At 65.7% G+C, this 24411-nt stretch carries 22 protein-coding genes; 12 read left to right on the forward strand and 10 right to left on the reverse strand.

All coding sequences use genetic code 11. The features are described 5' to 3' along the window. Positions 1 to 201: 201 nt before the first annotated feature. Positions 202 to 492, forward strand: a complete 291-nt coding sequence (locus tag AB3X86_RS11625) for a DUF1488 domain-containing protein (RefSeq protein ID WP_013092011.1) — start codon at positions 202 to 204, stop codon at positions 490 to 492. A gap of 25 nt (positions 493 to 517) precedes the next feature. On the opposite strand, the gene AB3X86_RS11630 is transcribed toward AB3X86_RS11625, so the two are convergent. From AB3X86_RS11630 to AB3X86_RS11660, 7 genes are all read right to left on the reverse strand, one after another. Then, entirely contained in the window at positions 518 to 1051 is a 534-nt protein-coding gene (locus tag AB3X86_RS11630; protein WP_368596083.1) for a cytochrome b, read from the reverse strand. A 122-nt stretch (positions 1052 to 1173) separates the two neighbouring features. Then, positions 1174 to 2475: an NCS2 family permease gene (locus AB3X86_RS11635; protein WP_368596084.1), complete on the reverse strand. Its 1302-nt coding sequence runs from the start codon at positions 2473 to 2475 to the stop codon at positions 1174 to 1176. A gap of 163 nt (positions 2476 to 2638) precedes the next feature. Next, complete coding sequence (locus AB3X86_RS11640; RefSeq protein ID WP_176106202.1) at positions 2639 to 3133, reverse strand: YaiI/YqxD family protein; 495 nt, start codon at positions 3131 to 3133, stop codon at positions 2639 to 2641. A gap of 139 nt (positions 3134 to 3272) precedes the next feature. Next, complete coding sequence (locus tag AB3X86_RS11645) at positions 3273 to 3539, reverse strand: DUF4148 domain-containing protein (protein WP_176106201.1); 267 nt, start codon at positions 3537 to 3539, stop codon at positions 3273 to 3275. 226 nt (positions 3540 to 3765) lie between these two features. Beyond that, positions 3766 to 4536, reverse strand: a complete 771-nt coding sequence (locus tag AB3X86_RS11650) for a slipin family protein (protein WP_176123913.1) — start codon at positions 4534 to 4536, stop codon at positions 3766 to 3768. Continuing rightward, complete coding sequence (locus AB3X86_RS11655; protein ID WP_368596085.1) at positions 4533 to 6203, reverse strand: nodulation protein NfeD; 1671 nt, start codon at positions 6201 to 6203, stop codon at positions 4533 to 4535. The genes AB3X86_RS11650 and AB3X86_RS11655 overlap by 4 nt, the downstream gene beginning before the upstream one ends. Positions 6204 to 6287: 84 nt before the next feature. Continuing rightward, positions 6288 to 7334, reverse strand: a complete 1047-nt coding sequence (locus tag AB3X86_RS11660) for an AraC family transcriptional regulator ligand-binding domain-containing protein (RefSeq protein WP_368596086.1) — start codon at positions 7332 to 7334, stop codon at positions 6288 to 6290. Between the two features lie 220 nt (positions 7335 to 7554). On the opposite strand from AB3X86_RS11660, the gene AB3X86_RS11665 reads away from it, so the two are divergent. The 10 genes from AB3X86_RS11665 (at position 7555) to AB3X86_RS11710 (ending at position 20013) form a co-directional block, all read left to right on the forward strand. Next, complete coding sequence (locus AB3X86_RS11665; RefSeq protein ID WP_368596087.1) at positions 7555 to 8688, forward strand: acyl-CoA dehydrogenase family protein; 1134 nt, start codon at positions 7555 to 7557, stop codon at positions 8686 to 8688. A 111-nt stretch (positions 8689 to 8799) separates the two neighbouring features. Further along, the gene (locus AB3X86_RS11670; RefSeq protein WP_368596088.1) at positions 8800 to 10491 is read left to right on the forward strand and encodes an AMP-binding protein; all 1692 of its coding nucleotides are present in this window, start codon (positions 8800 to 8802) and stop codon (positions 10489 to 10491) included. Positions 10492 to 10642: 151 nt separating this feature from the next. Next, positions 10643 to 12184, forward strand: a complete 1542-nt coding sequence (locus AB3X86_RS11675; RefSeq protein ID WP_368596089.1) for a CoA-acylating methylmalonate-semialdehyde dehydrogenase — start codon at positions 10643 to 10645, stop codon at positions 12182 to 12184. A 31-nt stretch (positions 12185 to 12215) separates the two neighbouring features. Further along, positions 12216 to 13133 carry a 3-hydroxyisobutyrate dehydrogenase gene (gene mmsB, locus AB3X86_RS11680; RefSeq protein WP_368596090.1) on the forward strand — a complete coding sequence of 306 codons (918 nt, stop codon included), beginning with the start codon at positions 12216 to 12218 and terminating at the stop codon, positions 13131 to 13133. Further along, complete coding sequence (locus tag AB3X86_RS11685; RefSeq protein ID WP_368596091.1) at positions 13130 to 13930, forward strand: enoyl-CoA hydratase; 801 nt, start codon at positions 13130 to 13132, stop codon at positions 13928 to 13930. Before mmsB ends, AB3X86_RS11685 begins: the two co-directional genes overlap by 4 nt. After that, the gene (locus AB3X86_RS11690) at positions 13927 to 15099 is read left to right on the forward strand and encodes an enoyl-CoA hydratase/isomerase family protein (RefSeq protein WP_368596092.1); all 1173 of its coding nucleotides are present in this window, start codon (positions 13927 to 13929) and stop codon (positions 15097 to 15099) included. The genes AB3X86_RS11685 and AB3X86_RS11690 overlap by 4 nt, the downstream gene beginning before the upstream one ends. Before the next feature lie 277 nt (positions 15100 to 15376). Next, a complete protein-coding gene (locus tag AB3X86_RS11695) occupies positions 15377 to 17020 on the forward strand; it encodes a hypothetical protein (RefSeq protein WP_368596093.1) in 1644 nt (547 codons plus the stop codon). Then, complete coding sequence (locus AB3X86_RS11700; RefSeq protein WP_368596094.1) at positions 17017 to 18297, forward strand: hypothetical protein; 1281 nt, start codon at positions 17017 to 17019, stop codon at positions 18295 to 18297. The genes AB3X86_RS11695 and AB3X86_RS11700 overlap by 4 nt, the downstream gene beginning before the upstream one ends. A gap of 178 nt (positions 18298 to 18475) precedes the next feature. Continuing rightward, a complete protein-coding gene (locus tag AB3X86_RS11705) occupies positions 18476 to 18658 on the forward strand; it encodes a CsbD family protein (protein WP_176106191.1) in 183 nt (60 codons plus the stop codon). Positions 18659 to 18918: 260 nt separating this feature from the next. Continuing rightward, positions 18919 to 20013, forward strand: a complete 1095-nt coding sequence (locus AB3X86_RS11710) for an AI-2E family transporter (protein ID WP_368596095.1) — start codon at positions 18919 to 18921, stop codon at positions 20011 to 20013. Between the two features lie 17 nt (positions 20014 to 20030). Here the strand turns inward: AB3X86_RS11710 and AB3X86_RS11715 are convergent, their stop codons facing one another. The 3 genes from AB3X86_RS11715 to AB3X86_RS11725 form a co-directional block, all read right to left on the reverse strand. Continuing rightward, positions 20031 to 21323, reverse strand: a complete 1293-nt coding sequence (locus AB3X86_RS11715; RefSeq protein ID WP_368596096.1) for an MFS transporter — start codon at positions 21321 to 21323, stop codon at positions 20031 to 20033. Positions 21324 to 21389: 66 nt separating this feature from the next. Next, positions 21390 to 22226: a siderophore-interacting protein gene (locus tag AB3X86_RS11720; RefSeq protein WP_176123849.1), complete on the reverse strand. Its 837-nt coding sequence runs from the start codon at positions 22224 to 22226 to the stop codon at positions 21390 to 21392. A gap of 59 nt (positions 22227 to 22285) precedes the next feature. Then, positions 22286 to 23128 carry a PadR family transcriptional regulator gene (locus AB3X86_RS11725; RefSeq protein ID WP_368596097.1) on the reverse strand — a complete coding sequence of 281 codons (843 nt, stop codon included), beginning with the start codon at positions 23126 to 23128 and terminating at the stop codon, positions 22286 to 22288. Between the two features lie 272 nt (positions 23129 to 23400). On the opposite strand from AB3X86_RS11725, the gene AB3X86_RS11730 reads away from it, so the two are divergent. Then, positions 23401 to 24342 (forward strand): DUF5996 family protein, encoded by a 942-nt coding sequence (locus AB3X86_RS11730; protein ID WP_368596098.1) that lies wholly within the window; start codon positions 23401 to 23403, stop codon positions 24340 to 24342. The last annotated feature ends 69 nt before the right edge of the window (positions 24343 to 24411 follow it).

Raw genomic sequence — 24411 nt, forward strand, 5'->3', positions numbered from 1 at the left:
GGGGAAATCTTGCACCTGGCCCGAACTCGTCTAAAGTGAATCAATTCACCTCCGCGTGGCGCGAACTGACTATGCCGCGCTGAGATGACGGCCCGCGTCGACTGCATTGGACAAGGAGGAACGAGCGGCTGGCGCGATAGCGAGCAATCAGCGCGTGCATTACCCGAGCGCATCGTACGCGCACTCTTCCAGGTGACTCCCATGCAGATCCAATTTCCGAACGAAGCCCCTGAATATTCAGGTCGCGAACTTACCTTGGCGTTTCCGGCAATGGTCGATGGGCAGAGGGTGGAGTGCATGATCACCGCGGAAGCGCTCGAGGATCACTTCGGCGCCGCGTCCCCCCGGCAGGAGGACATGATCGTTGCGTTCGACACGCACCGGCCGCGCATCGAGGCCGCCACGCGACGGCTGTTGTCGGAAACGCGCGCGCAGTGTCTCGTGCTCAGAAGCGGCTACGTGCGTTTTTATGAGGCGAACTGGCGTAACTGACTGCACGCAGCCAACTCCAGCGCTTTCAAATGATCCGCCGCAGCGCCCGATCCTTGAACACCACATGGTGCGCGATGGCCGCGAGCGCATGCAGTCCGATCACCCAATAGAACACGTTGCCAAGCCACTCGTGTGCGTCCTTCAACAGCGGCCGCGCGATCGAATCCGCACGCACCAGCGTGAAGCTGATGTCCGTCCACGCGAGCGACACGGGCCGCCCGCCCGCGTTGACCGTCAGGATACCGAGCAGCGGCTGCGCGAAGATGAACACATAGAGCGCGAGGTGCGCGGAGCGCGCGACAAAAGCGAGCAGCCGGCTGTTTTCGAGTTCCTCGGGCGCGCCGGCCCACAGTCTCCAAAGCAGGCGCAGCACGGCCAGCACGAGCACCAGCGTGCCCGCCCAGAAATGCACTCCGGTCCAGAACTCGCGGCCGTCGGAGCCGCGCGGTCCGCGGATTTCGATGGCCAGATAGGCCAGCGCGACCAGCAGAAAAATCATCCAGTGGAAGAAAATCGCGGGCCTCGTGTAGCGGTCCGTCGTGCGGTTATATGAGGACATGGCGGCTCCTGGGGCGACCCGATCTATCGCGACCCGATCGATCGTCGTTCGAAACATCGGATGATATACGTTCGCCGAACCCGACGACACTTTCGACCACGCAACCGAACCGCGCGACGTCCTCACTCGCTGCCGAGATAGAAATACCGGAACAGGAAAATCGCCGCGATGATCCACACGACCACCTTCACCCGGCGCGCCTGGCCCGTCAGCAGCTTGAGCGCCGCGTACGAGATGAAGCCGAACGCGACGCCGTTCGCGATCGAGTAGGTGAACGGCATCAGCAGCGCGGTCAGCGCGGCCGGCACGACTTCGGTCGCGTCGTCCCACGGCAGGTCGACCAGTTCGCGCAGCATCAGGCACGACACGTACAGCAGCGCGGGCGCGGTCGCATACGGCGGCACCACTTCGGCGAGCGGCGCGAAAAACAGCGCCGCGACGAACAACAAGGCGACCGTGATCGCGGTCGCGCCGGTACGGCCGCCGGCCTGCACGCCCGACGCGCTTTCGATATACGCGGTCGTCGACGACGTGCCGAGCATCGAGCCGGCGAGAATCGCGGTGCTGTCGGCGAGCAGCGCGCGATTCAGCCGATGCATCTTGCCTTCGACGAGCAGCCCCGCGCGGTTCGCGACGCCCATCAGCGTGCCGGTCGCATCGAACAGCTCGACGAGGAAGAACACCAGTACCACGTTCAGAATGCCGCTCGACAGCGCGGTGCGGATATCGAGCTGGAACAGCGTCGGCGCGATCGACGGCGGCATCGACAAGACGCCGTGAAACTGGTTGCCGCCAAAGAAAAAGCTCAGGATCGTCACGCCGACGATACCGATCAGGATCGCCCCGCGCACGCGCAGATGATCGAGCGTGACGATGCCGAAGAAGCCGATCGCCGCGAGCACGACGTGCGCGTCGTGCAGATTGCCGAGCGTGACGAGCGTGGCCGGATTGCCGACCACGACGCCGGCCGACTTCAGCGAAATGATCGCGAGAAAGAGGCCGATACCGCCGGTGATCGCGATCCGGATCGAATGCGGGATGCCCTTGACGATCACCTCGCGCACGCGGAACAGCGTAACGATCAGGAACAGGCAGCCGGAGATGAACACCGCGCCGAGCGCGGCTTCCCACGTGTAGCCCAGGCCCTTGACGACCGTGTACGCGAAGTACGCGTTCAGGCCCATGCCGGGCGCGAGCGCGATCGGGTAGTTCGCGTACAGACCCATGATCAGCGACGCGAGCGCGGACACGATGCAGGTCGCGACGAACACCGCGCTCTTCGGCATGCCGGCGTCGCCGAGAATCGCCGGGTTCACGAAGATGATGTAGGCCATCGTCAGGAAGGTGGTCACGCCGGCTAGCACCTCGGTGCGCAGGTTGGTGTCGACGGCGTCGAAGCCGAAGTAGCGTTTGATCGAGTCCATGGGGCGGGTTTTCTCTTTCGTCGTTCGGAAAGTGTTTTTGTGATTGAGGCAGTCGCCGCGCAGCCCGGCAAAACGGGCCGCGCGGCGATGTTACGGCGGAATTGTAAACACCAACGGCGGCGCCTCGTCGCTTGCGGCTGCGCCGGCAGCCCTCTCGGACCCGTCAGGCGGGCGGTTTGCCGGGCGACTGTGGCGCCGGCACATCACCGCGCGGCGCATGACGCGCGAGCCAGCGATCGAGTTCGCCAGCAAACGTCTTGCCATCCCGCGCGCTGAAGGCGGACGGACCGCCCGTGTCGACGCCGCTCGCGCGCAACTGGTCGAGCATCGAGCGCATGCGCAGCCGTTCTTCGATCGTGCCGGGCGTGAACCAGTTGCCGCGCGGATCGAGCGCGTGGGCATTTTTTGCCAGCACGGCGGCGGCGAGCGGGATGTCGCCGGTGATCACGAGGTCGCCCGCGACGACGCGCTCGACGATCAGCTGATCGGCGGCGTCGAAGCCGGCCGGCACCTGGATCGCGCGGATCAGCGGCGACGGCGGCACGCGCAGGAACGCGTTGGCGACCAGCGTCAGCGGCATGCCGGTGCGGCGCGCCGCCCGATAAAGCATGTCCTTGACGACGGCCGGGCAGGCGTCGGCATCGACCCAGATTGGCATGGTGCGGATTCCGGCTAGGTGCGGCTGGTTTGCTGCGTGGAGGTTGGAGGGACGGGATGATACCTTGCCGCGACGCAAAGGGTGTCCCTGCCGCCCGCGGCGGGCGGCATTCAGGCTGCGGGTGCGGCAGCGACTGCTTTTACTGCACTGTCGTCGGTTCGAGGCCTTGCCGCTCTGCGCGGCGTTGCGCGACGATCCGGCCGGCTTCCTGCGCGTTCTCCGGATAGTTGACCCAGTCGTTCGGATCGTAGCCGGCGGCAAGCCATTCGATGAGTTCGGCGCGGACCTGGGCGCGCGTTTTCGGCGCCGACGGGTCGTTGGGCTGCATCACCGCTTGTGCGTAGACGGTGCTGATACTCACGGCGGCCACCAGCGCGCCGAGTCCAATGCGGGAGAACAGATTCATGGCGGGCTCCTGCGGAGCGGAAAAACAGCCGGGCCTGGTCGTTTTTCGGTGCGCGCCGGGTGAGGCGGAAAAAAGCAGCGCACCATTTCTGCCGGCGGATCGAACCCGCCGCGAGCCGGGTTCCCCACGGAGCGCAAGCAACGCGGAAGCGGGCGGGTTTGGCTAAAACTTCAAAATTTCGGCGCTAGTCGATGCCAAATGGGCGTCCTGACAAAATCTCGTCCTATCACGTCGAAGGCTTGTTGAACCGTTCCATCACCGCGCTCACCAGGTCGACCGGCAGCGGAAACACGATCGTCGAGTTCTTGTCGGCGGCGATCGTCGTCAGCGTCTGCAGATAGCGCAGCTGCATCGCCTGCGGCTGGCGCGCCAGCGTCTGCGCTGCTTCGAGCAGCTGCCTCGACGCCTGCAACTCGCCTTCCGCGTGAATCACCTTGGCGCGCCGTTCGCGCTCGGCCTCAGCCTGACGCGCGATCGCGCGGATCATCGTTTCGTTGATATCGACGTGCTTGATCTCGACGATCGACACCTTGATGCCCCACGCATCGGTTTGCGCGTCGAGCACCTTCTGGATGTCGGTGTTCAGCTGCTCGCGCTCGGACAGCAGCTGGTCGAGGTCGTGCTTGCCGAGCACCGCGCGCAGCGTCGTTTGCGCCAGCTGGCTGGTCGCCTCGAAGTAGCGCGCGACCTGGATCACCGCCTTCTCCGGATCGACGACGCGGAAATACACGACCGCGTTCACCTTCACCGACACGTTGTCGCGGGTGATTACGTCCTGCGTCGGCACGTCGAACACGACGGTGCGCAAATCCATCCGCACCGCCTGCTGCACTATCGGAATGATCAGCACCAGTCCGGGCCCCTTGACCTTCCAGAAGCGGCCGAGCATGAACACGACGCCGCGCTCGTACTCGCGAAAAATCCGCACCGACGACGCGATCAGCACGGCCACGAGCAGGATCAGGATGCTGCCGAATCCGAATGTGAAGCCGATCATGAGGGTTCTCCTTGTCCTTGTATTGGGGCGGCCGGCTTGACGGGCACCACGGTCAGCGTGAGGCCGTTGCGCGCCGTGACGCGTACGCTCTGGCCCGGCGCGGCCGGCGTCGTGCTCGACACGCGCCAGCGCTCGCCGTGCACGCGCGCCCAGCCGCCCAGCGGGCCGCTGGCCGAGTGTTCGGGTTCGGGCAGCAAGCCGCCGTCCAGCACCACGCCGACGCAGCCGATCAGCGCCTCCGAGCCCGTCACGACCGGCCGGCGCCGCGCGCGCAGCGCGAGCCGCGACACGCCGAGCACGAACGCGACGCTGAACACGACGACCGCGGCGATCAGCGGCAGCGGGATGCCGTAGCCGGGCACATCGGTATCCATCAGCATCATTGCGCCGACCACGAACGCGACCACGCCGCCGAAACCGAGCGACCCGAAGGTCGGCAGGAACGCTTCGCCGATCAGAAAGGCGATGCCGAGAAAGATCAGCCCGAGGCCGACATAGCTGACGGGCAGCATCTGCATCGCGAACAGGCCGAGCAGCAGGCTGATCGCGCCGACCACGCCGGGCAGCACGAAGCCCGGATTGGCGAATTCGAAGAACAGGCCGTACATGCCGAGCATCAGCAGAATCAGCGCGACGCTCGGATCGGTGATCACGGCGAGGAAGCGGCTGCGCCAGTCGGGTTCGAGCGTGATCAGCGGCGCATGCGCGGTCTGCAGCGTGACGCGTCCGGCGCTCGTGACGACTGTGCGGCCGTTCAGCTGGCGCAGCAGGTCGGGCACGTCGCGCGCGACGATATCGACGACGTGCTGCGCGAGCGCTTCTTCATCGGACAGGCTGACCGCTTCGCGGACCGCGCGCTCGGCCCAGTCGGCGTTGCGCCCGCGCATCTGCGCGAGGCCGCGGATGTAGGCGGCGGCATCGTGGACCTGCTTGCGCAGTTCGGTCGATTGGGTGTCGAGCGGCAGCGCGCTGGCGGCTTCGGATGATGCGCCGGGTGCCGCAGGCGCGGACGCGGACCCGGAAGCGCCGCCGGGCAGCGTGCGCATGTCCGGCAGTCCCGGCGTGCCTGGAGTGCCCTGCGTTCCCGGTGTTCCAGGTGTGCCCGGCATTCCCGGCGGGCCGCCGCCACCGGGCGGCTCGTTGCCGCCGATGCCAATCTGGATCGGCGTCGCGGCGCCGAGGTTGGTGCCCGGCGCCATCGCCGCGATATGGCTCGCGTAGACGATGTAGGTGCCGGCGCTGGCGGCGCGCGCGCCGCTCGGCGCGATGAAGGTCGCGACCGGTACCGGGGAGGCGAGGATCGCCTTGATGATCTGCCGCATCGACGTGTCGAGTCCGCCGGGCGTATCGAGTTGCAGCACCGCGAGCTGCGCGTGCTGGCTCTCCGCGCGCTGTAAACCCCGCACGATGAAATCGGCGGTGGCCGGCCCGATCGCGCCGTTCACCGGAATCACCTCGACGCTGTTCGAGGTCACGGCGCCGACGTTGGCCGGTGTCGCCGCATTGGCCGCTTGCAGCGGCGCGAGCTCTCCGCACGTCGCGAAGCCGAGCGCGCACAGCACGCCGAGCACGGCGATGCCGCGTATCAAACGGCCCGCGATGCCGCCGCGGATAAGCGGCGTGCGCGGACCGGACTGCCGGAGCGGGAGACGCGGAGTCGTGTTCATCGCTGACGGCCGTCGCGCCAGCCGGTGCGAACCGGCGGCGCGGGCCCATACCTCGATCAAGGCTGGCCGGTTGCCGCTTAAAGATTAGTCCGATTCGGCGCGAAGCGTGAGATCGAGCCCCGTGACCCGGGCCGGCCGATAGTCGGTCGGGCGCATGCCGGTCCATTTGCGGAACGCGCGATGAAACGCGCTCGGCTCGGCGAAGCCGACGGCGTTCGCGATATCGGCGATCGTGCGCTGTGTGCGCTGCAGTTCGGCAATCGCGATGTCGCGCCGCAGCGCGTCCTTGATCGACTGATACGTGTGGCCCTCCTGCTTCAGATGCCGCCGCATCGTCGCCTCGGCGACGTGCAGCCGCGCGGCCATCTGATCGGCCGCGGGCCAGCCGGACATCGGCAGTGCGCGCAGCGTCTTGCGCACGCGCGCGGCGAGCGAACCGGGATTGCGGTACTTGACGATGAAGCTGCCCGGCGCATCGCGCAGAAACGGGCGCGCCGAGCGCGAAGTCTGGATCACCGGCAGTTCAAGAAACGCGGGGTCGAGATCGACGTACGACTCGGGCTCGTCGAAATGCATGTCTTCGCAGAACATCAGCCGGTATTGGTGCGCGGCCGGCGGCGCGGCGCAGCGAAAGCGCGCTTCGAGCAACGGAATGCGCCGGCCGACGAGCCAGCAGACGAGTCCGTACACGAGGATGAAATAAGTCGCGTAAGCGAACATCGCCGGCTTGCGCGCGCCCGCGCGTTCGACGAACTTCAGGCGCACGCGCTCGGCCTCGGTGTCGATCGTCGCGCCGAGATCGTCGAGCACCAGCCGCATGAAACCGACCGCGCGCGCGAGCGCTTGCGCGCCGTTGCGCGCGCCGAGCGCCATCTGCGTCATCGCGATGAAGCTGCCGCTTTTCATCGGATGCGAGTCCTGGCCGAAGAACTCGTCGTCGAGCGCGCGCGAGATGCCGGCCCACAGCGCGCCGTATTGCGCCGACGACACGCGGCTTTTCGGCGACGCGAGCATCGGCGCGGCAATGCCGGCCGCCTCGGCGAACGCTCGCGCATCGAGCCCGCGCGCCGTTGCGAGCGCGAGCGTTTCCTCGACGAGACTGACGGAGATCGTGCCTTTGTCGTTTTTCATCGGAATTCGGCTTCTCTGGCAAAAGCGCTCAGCATCGGTTGGCTCGTGGTTCGTGAAGCCCCTGAATGACGAGGCCGCATGCACACGCATGGTAGCAGTATGGCAAAAGCGCTCAGCAAATGTGAGCGGAGCGAGCATCGAGTGGCGGGAGCCGCTTGCCTACACTTGCCGCATCACCGAGATCGCCAGCACCGCCGTCAGCACCCACGAGGACGCAGTCATGGACAGCTTCTACACCGACGAACAACGGATGATCCGCGACGCCGCGCGCGACTTCGCGACCGACTGTCTCGCGCCGCATGCGGCGCAATGGGATCGCGACGCGCAACTGCCGGCCGAGGTCGTCGCGCAGATGGGCGAACTCGGTTTTCTGGGCATGATGGTGCCGGCCGAGTGGGGCGGCTCCTACACCGACTACGTTGCCTACGCGCTCGCGCTCGAAGAGATCGCAGCCGGCTGCGCGGCCTGCGCGACGCTGATGAGCGTGCACAACTCGGTCGGCTGCGCGCCGATCCTGAACTTCGGCAGCGCTGCGCAGAAGGACCGCTATTTGCGCGACCTTGCCACTGGCCGCACGATCGGCGCGTTCTGCCTGACCGAGCCGCAGGCGGGCTCCGAGGCGAACAATCTGCGCACCCGCGCGCAGTTGCGCGACGGGCAGTGGATTCTGAACGGCAGCAAGCAGTTCGTGACCAATGGCGCGCGCGCCGGGCTTGCAATCGTGTTCGCGGTCACCGATCCCGAGCGCGGCAAGCGCGGCCTGTCGGCCTTCATCGTGCCGACCACGACGCCGGGCTTCAACGTCGGCCGGCCGGAGCACAAGCTCGGCATTCGCGCGTCCGACACCTGTCCGATCTCGCTCGATCACTGCGCGGTGCCCGAGGCCAACCTGCTCGGCGAACCGGGCGAGGGTCTGCGCATCGCGCTGTCGAATCTCGAAGGGGGGCGCATCGGCATCGCCGCGCAGGCGGTCGGGATCGCGCGCGCCGCGTTCGATGCCGCGCGCCGCTACGCGAGCGAGCGCGAACAGTTCGGCAAGCCGCTGAAGGATCATCAGACCATCGCCAACATGCTCGCCGACATGGCGACGCGCCTGAACGCCGCGCGCCTGCTCGTGCATCACGCGGCGCGGCTGCGCTCGGCGGGGCGGCCGTGTCTGTCGGAGGCGTCGCAGGCGAAGCTGTTCGCGTCGGAGCTGGCCGAGGAGATCTGCTCGAACGCGATCCAGATTCATGGCGGCTACGGCTATCTGGAGGACTATGCGGTGGAGCGCCACTATCGCGATGCGCGCATCACGCAGATTTACGAAGGGACGAGCGAGGTGCAGCGGATGGTGATCGCGCGCTATGTTTGAGGGCGGCGTTTGAGCGCACAATAGCCTGGCCGTGATGCTTCGTTGAGCGGAAGAGCGGCAAAAACCAGCGGCAAAAAAACTGAGCGCCCAGAGCGCCACCTGGAGACGACGATGACAGCAGCGAAAGCCTTTCTCGAAGCGCGCGATCTGCTAGTGCGCCATCGCACCGACTACGAGCGCGCGTACCGCGAATTCACGTGGCCGGCGCTCGGCGAGTTCAATTGGGCGCTCGACTACTTCGACGCGATTGCGCGCGACAACGACAACCCCGCGCTGTGGATCGTCGACGATCCTTCCAGCGACGGCCTGCGCCTGTCGTACGCGCAGATGTCGGAGCGCTCGTCGCGGATGGCGAACTTTCTGCGCGGCGCGGGCGTCGGTCGAGGCGACCGTGTGCTGCTGATGCTGCCGAACCGCGTCGAGCTATGGGACGTGATGCTCGCCGCGATGAAGCTCGGCGCGATCGTGCTGCCCGCCACCACGCAGCTATCCGCCGACGACGTGCGCGACCGCGTGCAGATCGGCGGCGCGAAGTTCGCTGTGGTCGACAGCGCGGAGCTGGGCAAATTCGATGCGCTCTATGTGCCGCTCACGCGCTTCTCGGTCGGCGCGCCGCGCGACGGCTGGATCGATGTTGCCGGCGCGTACGAGGCGTCGCCGGACTTCACACCGGACGGCATCACCCACGCCAGCGATCCGATGCTGCTGTACTTCACGTCCGGCACCACGTCGAAGCCGAAGCTCGTCGAGCATACGCATCAGAGCTATCCGGTCGGGCATCTGTCGACGATGTACTGGATCGGCCTGCAACCCGGCGACATCCATTGGAACATCAGCTCGCCGGGCTGGGCCAAGCACGCGTGGAGCTGCTTCTTCGCGCCGTGGAACGCGCAGGCCTGCGTGTTCGTGTTCAACGTCCCGCGCTTCGTGCCGAAAGACACACTCGCCGCGCTGGTGCGCTTCAACGTGACCACGCTGTGCGCGCCGCCGACCGTCTGGCGCATGCTCGTGCAGGAGCCGCTCGGCGACTATCCGGTGAAGCTGCGCGAGATCGTCGGCGCGGGCGAGCCGCTGAATCCGGAGGTCATCGAGCGCGTCAAGCACGCGTGGGACATCACGATCCGCGATGGCTACGGCCAGACTGAGACGACCTGCCAGATCGGCAATTCGCCGGGCCAGCCGGTCGTGGCCGGCTCAATGGGGCGTCCGCTGCCGGGCTACCGCGTCGAACTGCTCGATGCCGACGATCAACCCGTGACCGAAGGCGAAATCGCGCTGCCGCTCGCCGAACGGCCGCTCGGCCTGATGACCGGCTATGCGAACAATGCGAACGCGACCGCTCAGGCGATGCGCAACGGCTTCTATCGCACGTCGGATGTCGCGCTGCGCCGCGACGACGGCTACTACGTGTACGTCGGCCGCTCGGACGATGTGTTCAAGTCGTCCGACTATCGGCTGAGTCCGTTCGAACTCGAAAGCGTGCTGATCGAACACGAAGCGATCGGCGAGGCGGCCGTCGTGCCGAGCGCGGACGCGTTGCGTCTGTCGGTGCCGAAGGCGTTCGTCACCGTGCGTCAGGGCTATGAGGCCGGTCCCGAACTTGCGCGCGCGGTGTTCGCGTTCTCGCGCGAAAAACTCGCGCCATACAAGCGGATTCGTCGTCTGCAATTCAGCGAACTGCCGAAGACGATCTCCGGCAAGATCCGCCGCGTCGAGTTACGGCGCCGCGAAATGGAGCGTGCGGCCGAACCCGCGCGTCTGCCCGACGAGTACTGGGAAGAGGATTTCCCCGACTTGCGTTGACTGTCTTCATTCCTCGCCATTGCTGGTTTTGCCGCCCCGGTCTGAATCGCACGCGTCGAATTCGAGCTTCGGATTCAATGCGTCGGGGCACTGTTTTTTCCTTCCCTATCGCTGTCCGGCCGCCGCGCGGCCATCGCACAGGAGTTTCAGCATGAGCACCCTTGCTTCGAACGAGACCAGCCGCGACGTCGCCGGCGCCGTGGCCACCGTCAAACTGCTGATTAACGGCGAGTTCGTAGAATCGAAGACGACCGAGTGGCGCGACATCGTGAACCCGGCCACCCAGGCGGCGCTCGCGCGCGTGCCGTTCGCGACCGTCGCGGAAGTCGACGCGGCGGTGCGCAGCGCGCACGCCGCGTTCAAAACGTGGAAGCACACGCCGATCGGCGCGCGCATGCGCATCATGCTGAAGTACCAGGCGCTGATTCGTGAGCATATGCCGCGCATCGCGAAGACGCTGTCAGCGGAGCAGGGCAAGACGATTCCCGATGCGGAGGGCGACATCTTCCGCGGTCTGGAAGTCGTCGAGCACGCGTGTTCTATCGGCACGTTGCAGCAGGGTGAATTCGCCGAGAACGTCGCTGGTGGCGTGGACACCTACACGCTGCGTCAGCCGCTCGGCGTCTGTGTCGGCATCACGCCGTTCAATTTCCCCGCGATGATCCCGCTGTGGATGTTCCCGATGGCGCTCGTGTGCGGCAATACCTTCGTGCTGAAGCCATCCGAGCAAGACCCGCTGTCGACGATGCAGCTCGTCGAACTTGCGCTCGAAGCCGGCGTGCCGAAGGGCGTGCTGAACGTCGTGCACGGCGGCAAGTACGTGGTCGATGCGCTCTGCACGCATGAACTGGTAAAGGCGATTTCGTTCGTCGGCTCGACGGCGGTCGGCACGCACGTGTATCGCCTCGGCAGCGAACACGGCAAACGCGTGCAAGCGATGATGGGCGCGAAGAACCACGCGGTGGTGCTGCCCGACGCGAACCGCGAACAGACGCTCAACGCGCTCGCGGGCGCCGCGTTCGGCGCGGCCGGTCAGCGCTGCATGGCGACTTCGGTCGCGGTGCTGGTGGGCGCCGCGCGCGAGTGGCTGCCCGAGCTCGTCGCTAAGGCGAAGACGCTGAAGGTCAACGCGGGGCATGAGCCGGGCACCGATGTCGGGCCGGTCGTGTCGCGCGCGGCGAAGCAACGCATTCTCGGTCTGATCGACGCGGGCGTGAAGGAGGGCGCGACACTAGCGCTCGACGGCCGGGATGTGAGCGTGCGGGGCTATGAGCAGGGTAACTTCATCGGCCCGACGGTATTCAACGACGTCACGACCGACATGGAAATCTATCGCACCGAAATCTTCGGACCGGTGCTCGCGGTGGTCAACGTCGCGACGCTCGACGACGCGATCGCGCTCGTGAACGCGAACCCGTTCGGCAACGGCGTGGGCCTGTTTACGCAAAGCGGCGCGGCGGCGCGCAAGTTCCAGAGTGAGATCGATATCGGCCAGGTCGGCATCAACATTCCGATTCCGGTGCCGGTGCCGTTTTTCAGCTTCACCGGCTCGCGCGGCTCGAAACTCGGCGATCTCGGTCCGTACGGCAAGCAGGCCGTGCAGTTCTACACGCAGACGAAGACGGTCACCGCGCGCTGGTTCGACGACGACACCGTCAGCGACGGCGTCAACACGACGATCCGCCTGCGTTGAACGCATTGCACGCACACACGGAGACGACATCATGAAAATAGGCTTTATCGGACTCGGCAACATGGGCGCGCCGATGGCGCTGAACCTGCTGAAGGCCGGCCACGCGCTCAACGTGTTCGATCTCAGCGCACAGGCCGTGCGCACGCTCGTCGATGCGGGCGCGCAAGCGGCCGGCTCGCCGAAGGCCGCCGCGAGCGACGTCGAATGCGTGATCACGATGCTGCCCGCCGCGGCTCACGTGCGCAGCGTGCTCGTCGCGGACGACGGCATTCTCGCCGGCATCGCGCGGGGCGTGCCGATCATCGATTCGAGCACGATCGATCCCGCCAGCGCGAAGGCGTTTGCCGAACTCGCCGCGGCGCATGGCAACAGCTTCGTCGATGCGCCGGTGTCGGGCGGCACGGGCGGCGCGGCGGCGGGCACGCTGACCTTCATGGTCGGCGGCAGCGCGAGCGCGTACGAGCAGGTCAAGCCCGTTCTGCTGGCGATGGGAAAAAACATCGTCCATTGCGGCGATACCGGCACCGGCCAGGTCGCGAAGATCTGCAACAACCTGGTGCTCGGCATCTCGATGGCGGGCGTCGCGGAGGCGATGTCGCTCGGCGAGACGCTCGGCATCGACACGAAGGTGCTCGGCAGCATCATCAATACGTCGACCGGGCGTTGCTGGAGTTCGGACACGTATAACCCGATGCCGGGCGTGATCGAGACCGCGCCTTCGTCGCGCGGCTATACCGGCGGCTTCGGCACCGACCTGATGCTGAAGGACCTCGGCCTCGCCACCGATGCCGCGCGCGGCGTGCGTCAGCCGGTCTATCTCGGCGCGCTCGCGCAGCAGCTTTATCAAACGATGAGCACGAACGGCGCGGGACGTCTGGACTTTTCGGCGGTGATCAAGCTGTATCGCTCGCGAGAGCGCGGCGGTGACGGCCAGGGAGGCACCCAATGATCGAGCTCGATTACGCGCACGACGGCGCCGTTGCGTTGATCACGTTGAAACGGCCGCCCGCGAACGCTTTCACGCCCGACGGTCTGCTGCAATTGCAGCGCACCGTCGAGCAATTGAACGCCGATGCGCGCGTGCGCGCGCTGGTGATCACCGGCGACGGCCCGAAGTTCTTCAGCGCGGGTGCCGATCTGAACACCTTCGCCGACGGCGATCGCGAAGTCGCGCGCGCCGCGGCGGCGCGTTTCGGCGCGGCGTTCGAAACGCTGCAAAACGCGCGGCCGGTCGTGATCGCGGCGCTCAACGGCTATGCGATGGGCGGCGGTCTCGAATGCGCGCTCGCATGCGATATCCGCATCGCCGAGCAGCATGCGGTGCTGGCGCTGCCAGAGACCGCGGTCGGCCTGCTGCCTTGCGGCTGCGGCACGCAGACGCTGCCGTGGCTGGTCGGCGAAGGCTGGGCCAAGCGGATGATCCTGACCGGCGAGCGCGTCGATGCGGCGAGCGCGCTGCGCATCGGCCTCGTCGAAGAAGTGGCGGAGCGCGGCGCCGCGCGTGAAGCCGCGCTGAAGATGGCGCAGCGGGTCACCGGTTCGAGCCCGCAGGCGGTCAGCTTCAGCAAGGAGCTGATCCATCAGGCGCGGCATGGCGTGCCGCGCGCCGCCGCGCTCGCGCTCGAACGCGAGCGTTTCGTCGATCTGTTCGATGGCGCCGATCAGCGCGAGGGCGTCAACGCATTCCTCGAAAAACGCCCGCCGCGCTGGCAGACGAGCCATGCACCAAGGGAGACGCAGCGATGAGCACTTTGCAAAGCGTTGCGCTCGAAGCGCGCAATGCGCCGAATGCGCAAGCCGAAGCGGACGTGCTGTTTCGCGTCGTCAACCGTGTGGCGATCATCACGCTGAACCGCCCTGCTGCGCTCAACGCGCTGTCGCACGCAATGGTGCGCGAGCTCGCCGTGCTGGTCGAGCAATGCCGCACTGATCCCGGAATCGTCGCGCTGGTGCTGAAAGGCGCCGGCGACAAAGGCTTTTGCGCGGGCGGCGACGTGCGCGAGGTACATCGGCTCGCAACGCAGGGCGACCCGCGCTGGCTCGCGTTCTTCGTCGACGAATACCGGCTCGACTACGCGTTGCACACGTTTCCGAAGCCGGTGGTCGCGCTGCTCGACGGTATCGCGATGGGCGGCGGCATGGGCCTCGGCCAGGCGGCGCGGCTGCGCATCGTGACCGAGCGCAGCCGCATCGCGATGCCGGAGACGCGCATCGGCTTCGTGCCCGATGTCGGCGCGAGCCGCTTTCTGAACGTGATGCCGGCCGAGCTTGCGCTGTATGTCGGGCTGACCGGCGCGACGCTAGCGGGCGCCGATGCGATGCGCCTGCAACTGGCCGACCTGTGCGTGCCGGCCGACTGGCTCGCGAGCTTCGAGGAACGTTTGCAGCGCATGCCGCACGACGCATTGGACGCCGCGCGCATCGACGCGCTGCGCGCCGTGTTCGAGCCGCCGTGCAACATCGTGCCGCACGCGCCGCTCGGCGCGCTGACGCAACTGATACTGCGCCACTTCGACCGGCGCTCGGGCGTCGAGCGCATCGTCGCGACGCTGCGTCAGGATCTCGAACGCGAGCCGCCGCGCGAGGTGCGGCAATGGCTGCAAGCGACCTACGACGCACTGAGCGCCCATTCGCCGACGATGCTGCACGTGACGCGCGAAGCGCTGCTGCGCGGCCGGCAGATGACGCTCGCCGACTGCTTCCGGATGGAGCTCGGCATCGTGAAGCGCTCGATCGACGAAGGCGATTTCCGCGAGGGTGTGCGTGCGCAATTGATCGACAAGGACCGCCGGCCGCGCTGGTCGCCGGCGACGCTCGCCGATGTGCAACCCGAGCGCGTGCGGCATTTCCTGAGCTCGCCGTGGCAAGGCGGCGCGCATCCGCTGGCGGCGCTGGGCGCGGGGCATGGCGACTGACTTGTGCGGAGTGCGGGCGCCCTTAGCTCTACCTGGCATCACGGCTCTTAACGTCCCACCCATCAGCCGCCCAGTGCCGATTGTGGTGTGGCGCACACAGACCACGCGCGCCAATTGACATCCACCCGGGCGCAATCTTAGATAGAGAGTTCAGCCCCGTCCCGACTGGCATAGCCTGCTCTCAGCCCTCATCACGGGCGCTCTTCCGACCTACGGTGCGTTCACACGTCACCGTTTCCGCATTCTCGTGCTCTTGACCCGTCAGGAGGCAATGCGTATGGAAAAGCCGTCAGATGAGAATCGCCGCTCCAAACCCTTCGGCGACAAAGCCGATTCCCGCGTCGAGCAGGGCCCCAGTGCAACAAAGCTCGTCCTCACTGCGCTAGGCGGCATGGTGGTGGTGGCGGGCAGCATCGTCTACTGGGTACTCACGTTTTCGCATCGCGTGCCGGATGCGAATTGCTTGCATTTCGGCATCGAGTGCCTTAACAAGGTCGTCGCGGTGATGAAGGAAGTCAGCGACGCGGAGCGCGCCACCAGCATGTGGGAGAGCTGGCTGCTTGCGTCGCTGGTTACGGCCTTCACGTTCCTGGTTTTCTACGTGCACATTTGCCGTGGCGAGGAAGAGCGGGCGCGGACAATCGCGGAGCGTGAATTCGAAGAGCGCAAACGCATCGCGGAAGAGGCAGGGGAACCCGCGCCCGCAAGCATCTCCCGTTCGAAGGGGGGAATCGGCAAGCTGCGAAAGTGGTTCGTGTCGCGCTGGTGGATTCCCGTGTTCTGCTATTTCCCCGCGGTATTGCTGTTCGGCGGAGAAATATGGGAGGGCTATACCGATGCGGTCGTACTCGCGTTGGCGCTCGCCGCGATCTACGTGGCCGCCGAACACTATTCCGCGCTCGAGCAGCAGCGCAAGCTCGTCGATGAGCAGGAGGCGGTGCTCGAGACCATCCGCAAGGAACTCAGCGACAAGGTGGCCAGCATCGATAACGCGATGGGAACCCGCTACGGTCTTCGCGTGATTTACGACGCCTATCGCGACCCGAATCGGGACCAGTCCCGCGCGGACGAGAGAAAGCGTTTGCAGCCGGGCTCGGCACACCCGCCTCAGGGCGGCGCGGCGAACCTTCACGAGTCGGAAAAAGGCATTTTCTCGATCTATCGTTTCTTCGATATCGACAAGCAATGGTGGACCCGAGAGACGTGGGACGAGTATCGCAACAGCTCCGCGGCGACGCTCTATCGGACCTTGAAGGAAGGCGCGCGCACGAAGATGACGCTGGTGACACCGCTCGAATATCCCGAGTTCGACGGCGAATCGATGCAGGACAAGGCACTCTTCTTCGGCAAGTTCATTGGCCTCGTATGGCATTACGTGGTGTTGTGGCACGTACGGCGCGCGCTCGAGGGCGACTCGAAAGAGCTCGTGTGCGAGCACAAGATCCGCATTGCGCAGACCTCGCTGTGGCTGCATGTGGTCGATCGGACGGTCTATCAGATTCTCGGCGACGATCGCGGCAAGGATGTCAAGGTGCGCAACCTGACGCACGACATGGATGAGATCTCGGTATCGCTCGCACGCTGGGCCAAGCGCGAAATTCAAACGCTGGCGGCGCGTGGCCCGACCGCCGAGGAGTACATCTGCACCTGCCTGACCGATGCCCATCAGGCCATACCCGCGGACGGCGCGGCCACCTTCGGACAGAACGAGGATCACATACTCGAAAGACTCGGATTCAAGGAATGGGCGAACGAAGGCGACGCGCCGTCGGGCATTCGCAAGAGAGTGCTGGCGGCACGCTGCAAGGGCTTGATCCGGGATGCCGTGGCGATCATCGCCGCGTCCAAGCCGGGGCAGACGGCGACGATCGACGGCCAGCACGATCCGTCGATCAAAGAGATAGCAGCGGAGGTCGAATGATGAGTCCTTCCATCGATGCGATGCTGGCCGACCTGGAGATCATCAGCGACCTGGTGATGTCCATCGTGGTGCCGACGAAAACCACGGACCGCTCGAATTTCACGACGCCGATTTCGTTGATGGTCAGGCATCATCTGGTCGGCGGGCAGTCGCCGCTTGCCGATCGCGACGTGCGCGGTCTCGTCGACCGGCTCAAGGCCTGCGCCAGTGCACTGTGCAAGGTCGGATCGGGCAAGAAGCTGCTCGCCGACTCGCAGTTGATGCGGGGCATTCCCGCAGCGCCTTATCAGGCGAATCAGTTCTATGTCGAATTGCTGACCGCGGTGTCGCTGGGTCTCTACTTCCTCGGCGTGCCGATCGGCGAGCCGTGGGATCTGGTGCAGACCTGGGCCGACGAAGAGGGCGGCGGACTGCCGAACGGCATCTGCGTGGCGAAGGCGATCGGCGATATCGTGCGCTCGTCGCGCAAGTGGCATCCCACGTTGCCGGCGCAAGCCGATGCGAACGAACGCGCCAAACGCCGGGCCTCGACGGATCTGATCGTCCATTCGTTCCTGCCGATGATCCTGTTTCGCGATCTGATCCTGTGGGGCGGCGGACAACCGGAACCGCAGAATTCGGGGCTGCCGGAGCATCCTTCGATTCGCAGCCAGACGGCGACCGGACCCAGCGAAGGTGACGAGTCGGATGAAAGGTCTTTGCTCGTACCGTCGATCCATGCGTTGGGGCGCTGTTACGAAGTGTTGCAACTACAACTTTACCTGAGGGCCGGTTATCCGATTTACTATGCCGTGCCAGAGGACATTCTGAAGGCCGAAATCTTGCGGTCTTGCGCGAAGGGAAAATCCGCCGAGCAGTGCTGGGAAGAAATGTGCACTTTCCTGCGGGACAAGATCTTCCGCGGCAAGCTGCCGGACGCCGGCAATCTGCAGAAGCAGTGCGTCTATGTGATCGACCGGACCAAGCCTCCCGCATGCTTCATCAATCACGATGCGGGGCTGCTGACGTTCGAGGGCATCGATCTCGACGGGGGCAGCCGGGAACTGCCGCTGCCGGCGAGCTACATGCTCGACGAACGCAGGGAGCGCTACCGTAAGCGAGTGCTTTCGTTCAAGCCCGCGGATGACGATGCCGCGCTGCGGAACCTTTTGAATGGCACAAAGAACAAGGAACTTTTCCAGCATATCTTTCACGGCTCGAAAGGTGATCATCCTGAACCGGCTCACGGCAAGGATGACGCCAGCGACGCCGCGAAGGGCGCCGTCACGGTCAAGTGACGAAGCGCGGCGCAGTAGTATCGGGAACGGCGCATGCTAGGAATTTTCAGGTTGCTCCGACGCGGATCGTTTCGTCAGAAGTGATCCGCGCCATCACGAGGCGCGTCGCGCCGTACGTTGGCTGTTTCGTTGCAACGCCAGCAGGCAACTCCACAGTCAAACTTAGCAGGAAGGCACCATGGACAGGAATCGTGTAGAAGGCACAGCGAAGGAGCTCAAGGGCTCGGTCAAGGAAGCGATTGGCAAGGTCACCGGCAATCGCGCGAAGCAGGCCGAAGGAGCGGCCGAGAAAATCGCCGGCAGGATCCAGGCGAGAATCGCCGAAGAAGCCGAAGAGGAACGTGAGCGCGTGAAGAGCTAGCGCGTCGCGGTTTCGTCGCGGTTTCGTGCATCCCAGCGTTATCTATCCGGACAGCCCGGTTTCGGGCGCAGCAAAGTCAGGCACGCGAGCCGTGCACTGACGCACCACGTGCGTAGCGCCTCGCACGCCGTCGGTGCTCGTCGCGTCGCGCCCTCGCGGCGCGGTGTTCGATACGCGTATCGTGTAAATTTCTGTTACGGTCCAAAGTCAGCCGGCGCACTGTTTTCGTCGGTACCGCATCGCCCATTCGAGGACGCGTCATGTTGGGATTCGACGTCGGCGCGGCCAGGAAAGTCTGGACCGCGTCTCTGCTCGCGCTGCTGTTTTTCGTCATCTATGTCGCGTCGACGACGGTGCTCGTCATCGTGTTCGCGGTGTTCTTCAGCTATCTGATCTACCCGATGGTCGCGCTGGTCGAACGCGTGAGGCCGCGCCGCGTGCCGCGCGTCATGTCGATCGCGGTCGTGTTCGTCGTCGTCGTTGCGCTGCTCGCGGTAGTCGGCTCGGTGTTCGGAGTGGAATTGCAGGCTCAGGCGACGCGCCTCTTTTCGCAATTGCCCGGGCTGCTACGCACCGACGTGCCGAACCGTTTGCCGTTGCCGCATTTTCTCGAACCGCTGCGCGAGCGGATCGTCGATTTCCTGCGCAGCCAGATCGAGAGCGGCTCCGACAAGGCCGTGCCGTTCGCGCGCAGCCTCGGGCTCGGCGTCGTGCATGCGGCGAGCAACCTGATCTATCTGGTGCTGATACCGATCCTGAGCTTCCTGCTGATCAAGGACGGCGAACGGATGCGCGACGCCTTTCTCGCGTTGCTGAACCGGCGGCATCGCGTGCTGTGGAACGAGATCATCGACGATGTGAACGTGCTGCTGTCGAAGTACGTGCGCGCGCTGCTGTTCCTGTCGCTCGCCACGCTGTTTTGCTACGGCGTCGCGTTCTCGCTGCTTGGCGTACCGTACGCATTTCTGCTCGCGGTCAGCGCGGGGCTGCTCGAATTCGTGCCGTTCGCGGGGCCGCTGGCCGCGGTCGCGATCGCGCTGGTGGTCGCGGTCTTCAGCGGCTATCCGCACCTGTTGTGGCTGGTGGTTTTCATCGGCCTGTACCGGCTGTTTCAGGACTACGTGCTCAATCCGTATCTGATGAGCGAAGGCGTGGAGGTCAGTCCGTTTCTGGTGATCGTCGGACTGCTCGCGGGCGACCAGCTCGGCGGCGTCGCGGGGATCTTTCTCGCGGTGCCCGTGATCGCGACGCTAAAAATCGTGATTGGCCGGGCGCGGGTGTTTTACGCGGCGTCGCACGAACAGGGCGAAGCCGCGCGGCGCGCGCTGACCGGCAGCACCGACGACGAGGCGTAGCGCGCGACCTTGCATCGTTATCCTTCTCCGGCGATGTGGGCTTCGATGCCAGCAGTGCGAGGCATCGTCGCGCCAGCGTCGCTGGCCGGCGCCGCTTCGCGCGGCGCAGCCTTCACACGCGAGACCCACAGCACCGCCGCGCACGCGACCGCCACCGCCACCGCCGTCCAGCCGACGGTTCCATACCCGGCGATGCGGCCATCAGCCGACGTGCTCAGCATCAGCCCGCCGAGCCACGCGCCGGTGCCCGTGCCAAGCGCCTGCAGCGCGCTGTTCGCGCTCAGGAACGCACCGCGTCGGCTGGGCTCGGGGACCGTGGTCGGCAGCGCCTGCATCGGCACCATGCGGCCGTTCATCAAGACGAGGAAGCACGGGAAGAACAGCACGAGCGCGTAGAACGGCAGGTCCGGCAGATGCGTGACGAACAGCACCGGCACGAACGACAGCAGCGCCGCGCAGCGGAACACGCGCTGCGAGCCGAAGCGGTCGGCGAGCCTGCCGACGAGGCGCGACGTGAAGAAGGTCGCCGCACCGCCGCCCATATACAGCCACGACAGCTGACGCGGCGCGACGCCGTGATTGGCGACCAGCATCGGCGAGATGAACGGAATCACCAGCATGTGCGCGATCATCATCACGAACGTCAGCGCGAACGCATTCAGATGCCGCGGGTTGCTCAGCAGTCTCCACAGCTCGGGCAGCACTTCCGCGAGCGGCGGCTGCCTGCGGCTCAGATGCGCGGCCAGCGACGGCACCTGTCGCGAGGCCGCGAACCACACCAGCAGCGACAACGCGACCAGCAGGAAGAACGGCGCCGCCCAGCCGAACTGCGCGCCGAGCATCACGCCGGCCGGCACGCCGGCGATCGCCGCGAGCGAGAATGCGGTCATGATGGTGCCGGTCGCGGCGCCGCGCCGTTGCAGCGGGATCACGTCGCCGACGATCGCCATGATCACGGAGCCGAGCACGCCGCCCGAGATGCCGGCGAATGCGCGCGCGGCGAGCAGCAGCGCGAAGCTCGACGCGAGCGCGCATGCGAGGTTCGACAGCACGAACAGCGCGTAGATGGCGAGCAGCAGACGGCGCCGATCGAAGCGGTCGATATAGGTCGCCGCGAACAGGCCCGACAGGCCAGAGCACCACGAATAGGCGGACACCGCCGTCGCGAACGCGGCCGGCGCGATCTGGAACGCGCTCATGATCTGCGGACCGAGCGGCATCATCACCATGAAGTCCATGATGATGGTGAACTGCGTGAGCGCGAGCACCCACAGCAGATGGCGTTCGTGCCGTGCAGTGATTGAGTACATCGGTTGATTTCCTTTTGTTGTTGTTCGAAGTACGCCGCTGATGCCGCGCGCCACGCGAGCAGGAGCTCAGTCGTCGATCGTTTCGTGGACCGCGACGGCGCCCTGTTTCCAGTAGCTGGCCGCGCGAATCCGTGCTTTGTCGACGCCGCGCTCGCCGCACAGATGCTGGCGCACCGCGCGGATCGTCGCCGCCTCGCCGGCGGCCCACACGTAGCCTTCGCCGTTCTCCGGAAGCCAGGTGTCGCGCACCGCGTGCAACAGCGCTTCGCCGCGCGCGCCAGTCTGCGTGTCGGCTTCGCTGCGATAGCACCAGACGAGGTGCAGCTCGGCCTGCGTCGTGAACTCGATGCGCGCCGACGGATCGGCGACCTCGATTACCGCGGCGACGCGCGTGCCCGCCGGCAACTCTTCGAGACGTCGTGCGATCGCGGGCAGCGCGGTGTCGTCGCCGATCAGCAGATGCCAGTCGAAGCCGGTCGGAATCACCATTGAGCCGCGCGGGCCGCCGACGCCCAGATACTGGCCCACCTGCGCCTGCGCGGCCCATGTCGCCGCGGGCCCCGCGTCGTGCATCGCGAACTCGATGTCGAGTTCGCGGGCGTCGCGATCGAAACGGCGTGGCGTGAAATCGCGCGCGGTCGGCCGCTTGCCTTCGGGGAACACCGGGCCGTCGGGGCCGGCTTGCGGCAGCGTCGGTTTGTCGGCGCCCGGTTCGGGGAAGAACACCTTGATGTGGTCGTCGAACGACGCTGACACGAAGTCGTGCAGATCGTCGCCGGTGAAGGTCACGCGAATCAGGTGGGGTGTCAGCGCGCGCACCTGCTTGACCTGCAGCAGACGAAACTTCAGCGGATGCCGCACGCGATGCACGGCGAGGTCAGGGCGAGTGAGTTGTTCTTGCATGAGGAATTCCTGCTCGGTTTGGGAGGACGGCGGGTTGTCTTGCGGACGAGCGAGAGTTGTCAGATGGTCGGCTCGCTGTCGTTGCCGGTCTTAGCGTTACCGCCGTTGCTGCCGCCTTCGATTTCGTTGGCCGCGCGCATCAGGATGGCGGCGATGCGGCGCTGCTCGTCGGCCGGCGCGTTGTCGCGGCGCAGCAGCGCGTTCTTCAGCGTGCGGCGCGCTTCGTTCAGCTCCGGCACCCAGCCGCCTTCGCTGACGTCTGCCGGCTCTTCGCCGGCCAACGCGCGGCGCACCGAATCCATCTTGCGGGCGATATGCGAGAGCCGCGCGAACATCAGTTCGACGCGCTCGCGGTTCGCGGCCAGATATTCGCGGCCCGCATCCGCCAGCTCATAGCGCTTGCGGTTGCCTTCGAGCTGCACGGTGACGTAGCCGAGCTCTTCGAGATAGGTCAATGCCGGGTAGACCATGCCGGGGCTCGGGCTATAGAAACCGTTCGAGCGTGTTTCGAGCGCCTTGATCAGTTCGTAGCCGTGACTCGGCTGCGTGTCGATCAGCGATAGCAGCAGCAGTTGCAGATCGTCAGAGCTGAATTTGCGGCCACGCGGGAAGCCATCGCCGTCGCCGCCGAAACCACCATATCCGCCCATGCCGCCCATCCCGCCGGGGCCGCCATGACCGCCGAAGCGCGAGCCACGGCCGCCGAAGCGGTGCGCGTGATGACGGCCGAAGCCGTGAAGCAAAACGTGGAACAGGAAGCGTTGACGAGGGTCGGGGGAAGTGGCGGTGTCAGCGGCGTCGCGGCCTACAGAGCCGCCCGCATGCAGCGACGGATAGCCGAAACCCGCGTGACAACGGTTCTGCGCGCCGAGCGGGCCGGAAAAACGATGAGGATGACGCATCTGGGAGTCTCCCATGAATGTCGTAAGATGCATCGTAAGATATATATCTTAAGATAGTCTGTCAAACTATTTTTGTCCGTGCGCTCACGGAACGCGCTCGGCTTGGATCGAGTAGTGCGGGAGCCGGCCTGCGCAACCGGTAACCATCGGATTGCGCGATAGGTGACAAGACTTTGCGTCTGGCGTAAGGTCATTCAGCGACCAGCGCACCTTGAAGGACTGGGGCGCGCGTCATTTGGCGATGACACAGACGAATATGTGATGGAGCCTCTATGAGCGCGACCTGGACTGATATTCCGTACGATGCCTGGCGCGGCACATGCGCCGCGTTGCACCTCTACACGCAAATCGCCGGCAAGTACAAGCTCGCCCGAACTCCATGGCTGAACCATTCGTGGCACGCTACGTTGTACGTTAGCGCGCGTGGCCTGACGACGTCGCTTATTCCCGATGCGAGCGGCGTGGAGATCGAGTTCGACTTTCTCGAGCATCGCGTGGTCGGCAGCGCTGCCGATGGACGCAAGGCGCACTTCGCGCTCGTACCGATGTCGGTTGCACAATTCCACGCCAACTTTTTGGATCTGGTTGCGCAACTCGGTGGCAAACCCGTGTTTCACGGCCGACCCAACGAGATCCCGAACGCCGTGCCGTTCCAGGACGACCATGCAGCCCGCCCCTACGACGCGGATGCCGTGAGCCGATTCTTTCAAGCGCTCGTCACTGTCTGCTGTGTGCTGGAGCGGTTTCGTACCGGTTATATCGGCAAGGTTAGCCCGGTCCATCTTTTCTGGGGTAGCTTCGATCTCGCCGTGACGCGTTTTTCTGGACGCCGCGCGCCTCTCCACCCCGGCGGCGTTCCGGCGCTACCCGATGAAGTGACGCGCGAAGCCTACAGCCACGAAGTATCGTCGGCCGGATTCTGGCCGGGGGGGCCGGCGACACCTTTCGCGGCGTTTTACTCTTACGCTTACCCGTCGCCTGACGGCTTTGCCAAGGCAACACCCCTGCCGGCCGGCGCCTATTTCGACGACAAGCTCGGCGAATTCATCCTGCCGTACGAACGGGTCCGCACGTCGAACGACCCAGAGCGAGCGCTGCTCGCTTTTCTCGAGAGCACCTATCAAGCCGCCGCGGATCTCGGCGGCTGGGACCGGGCGGCGCTCGAATGTCGTGGAGGCGAACCGCTCAGGCCGCGACCGGTGGATCACCATTGAGCGAACCCATCTCACCAGAGCTGCGAGACCCTTTGCTCTCTGCGAATCCTCTGGTAGGATCTCGCCCCT

The organism is Paraburkholderia sp. BR14374, from assembly GCF_040948685.1.
Classification (GTDB): Bacteria; Pseudomonadota; Gammaproteobacteria; order Burkholderiales; family Burkholderiaceae; genus Paraburkholderia; species Paraburkholderia youngii.

Bases quoted from the DNA above. Each gene is read 5' to 3' on its own strand.
- AB3X86_RS11625 (WP_013092011.1), top strand. From the start codon at position 202: ATGCAGATCCAATTTCCGAACGAAGCCCCTGAATATTCAGGTCGCGAA.
- AB3X86_RS11630 (WP_368596083.1), bottom strand. From the start codon at position 1,051: ATGTCCTCATATAACCGCACGACGGACCGCTACACGAGGCCCGCGATT.
- AB3X86_RS11635 (WP_368596084.1), bottom strand. From the start codon at position 2,475: ATGGACTCGATCAAACGCTACTTCGGCTTCGACGCCGTCGACACCAAC.
- AB3X86_RS11640 (WP_176106202.1), bottom strand. From the start codon at position 3,133: ATGCCAATCTGGGTCGATGCCGACGCCTGCCCGGCCGTCGTCAAGGAC.
- AB3X86_RS11645 (WP_176106201.1), bottom strand. From the start codon at position 3,539: ATGAATCTGTTCTCCCGCATTGGACTCGGCGCGCTGGTGGCCGCCGTG.
- AB3X86_RS11650 (WP_176123913.1), bottom strand. From the start codon at position 4,536: ATGATCGGCTTCACATTCGGATTCGGCAGCATCCTGATCCTGCTCGTG.
- AB3X86_RS11655 (WP_368596085.1), bottom strand. From the start codon at position 6,203: ATGAACACGACTCCGCGTCTCCCGCTCCGGCAGTCCGGTCCGCGCACG.
- AB3X86_RS11660 (WP_368596086.1), bottom strand. From the start codon at position 7,334: ATGAAAAACGACAAAGGCACGATCTCCGTCAGTCTCGTCGAGGAAACG.
- AB3X86_RS11665 (WP_368596087.1), top strand. From the start codon at position 7,555: ATGGACAGCTTCTACACCGACGAACAACGGATGATCCGCGACGCCGCG.
- AB3X86_RS11670 (WP_368596088.1), top strand. From the start codon at position 8,800: ATGACAGCAGCGAAAGCCTTTCTCGAAGCGCGCGATCTGCTAGTGCGC.
- AB3X86_RS11675 (WP_368596089.1), top strand. From the start codon at position 10,643: ATGAGCACCCTTGCTTCGAACGAGACCAGCCGCGACGTCGCCGGCGCC.
- mmsB (WP_368596090.1), top strand. From the start codon at position 12,216: ATGAAAATAGGCTTTATCGGACTCGGCAACATGGGCGCGCCGATGGCG.
- AB3X86_RS11685 (WP_368596091.1), top strand. From the start codon at position 13,130: ATGATCGAGCTCGATTACGCGCACGACGGCGCCGTTGCGTTGATCACG.
- AB3X86_RS11690 (WP_368596092.1), top strand. From the start codon at position 13,927: ATGAGCACTTTGCAAAGCGTTGCGCTCGAAGCGCGCAATGCGCCGAAT.
- AB3X86_RS11695 (WP_368596093.1), top strand. From the start codon at position 15,377: ATGGAAAAGCCGTCAGATGAGAATCGCCGCTCCAAACCCTTCGGCGAC.
- AB3X86_RS11700 (WP_368596094.1), top strand. From the start codon at position 17,017: ATGATGAGTCCTTCCATCGATGCGATGCTGGCCGACCTGGAGATCATC.
- AB3X86_RS11705 (WP_176106191.1), top strand. From the start codon at position 18,476: ATGGACAGGAATCGTGTAGAAGGCACAGCGAAGGAGCTCAAGGGCTCG.
- AB3X86_RS11710 (WP_368596095.1), top strand. From the start codon at position 18,919: ATGTTGGGATTCGACGTCGGCGCGGCCAGGAAAGTCTGGACCGCGTCT.
- AB3X86_RS11715 (WP_368596096.1), bottom strand. From the start codon at position 21,323: ATGTACTCAATCACTGCACGGCACGAACGCCATCTGCTGTGGGTGCTC.
- AB3X86_RS11720 (WP_176123849.1), bottom strand. From the start codon at position 22,226: ATGCAAGAACAACTCACTCGCCCTGACCTCGCCGTGCATCGCGTGCGG.
- AB3X86_RS11725 (WP_368596097.1), bottom strand. From the start codon at position 23,128: ATGCGTCATCCTCATCGTTTTTCCGGCCCGCTCGGCGCGCAGAACCGT.
- AB3X86_RS11730 (WP_368596098.1), top strand. From the start codon at position 23,401: ATGAGCGCGACCTGGACTGATATTCCGTACGATGCCTGGCGCGGCACA.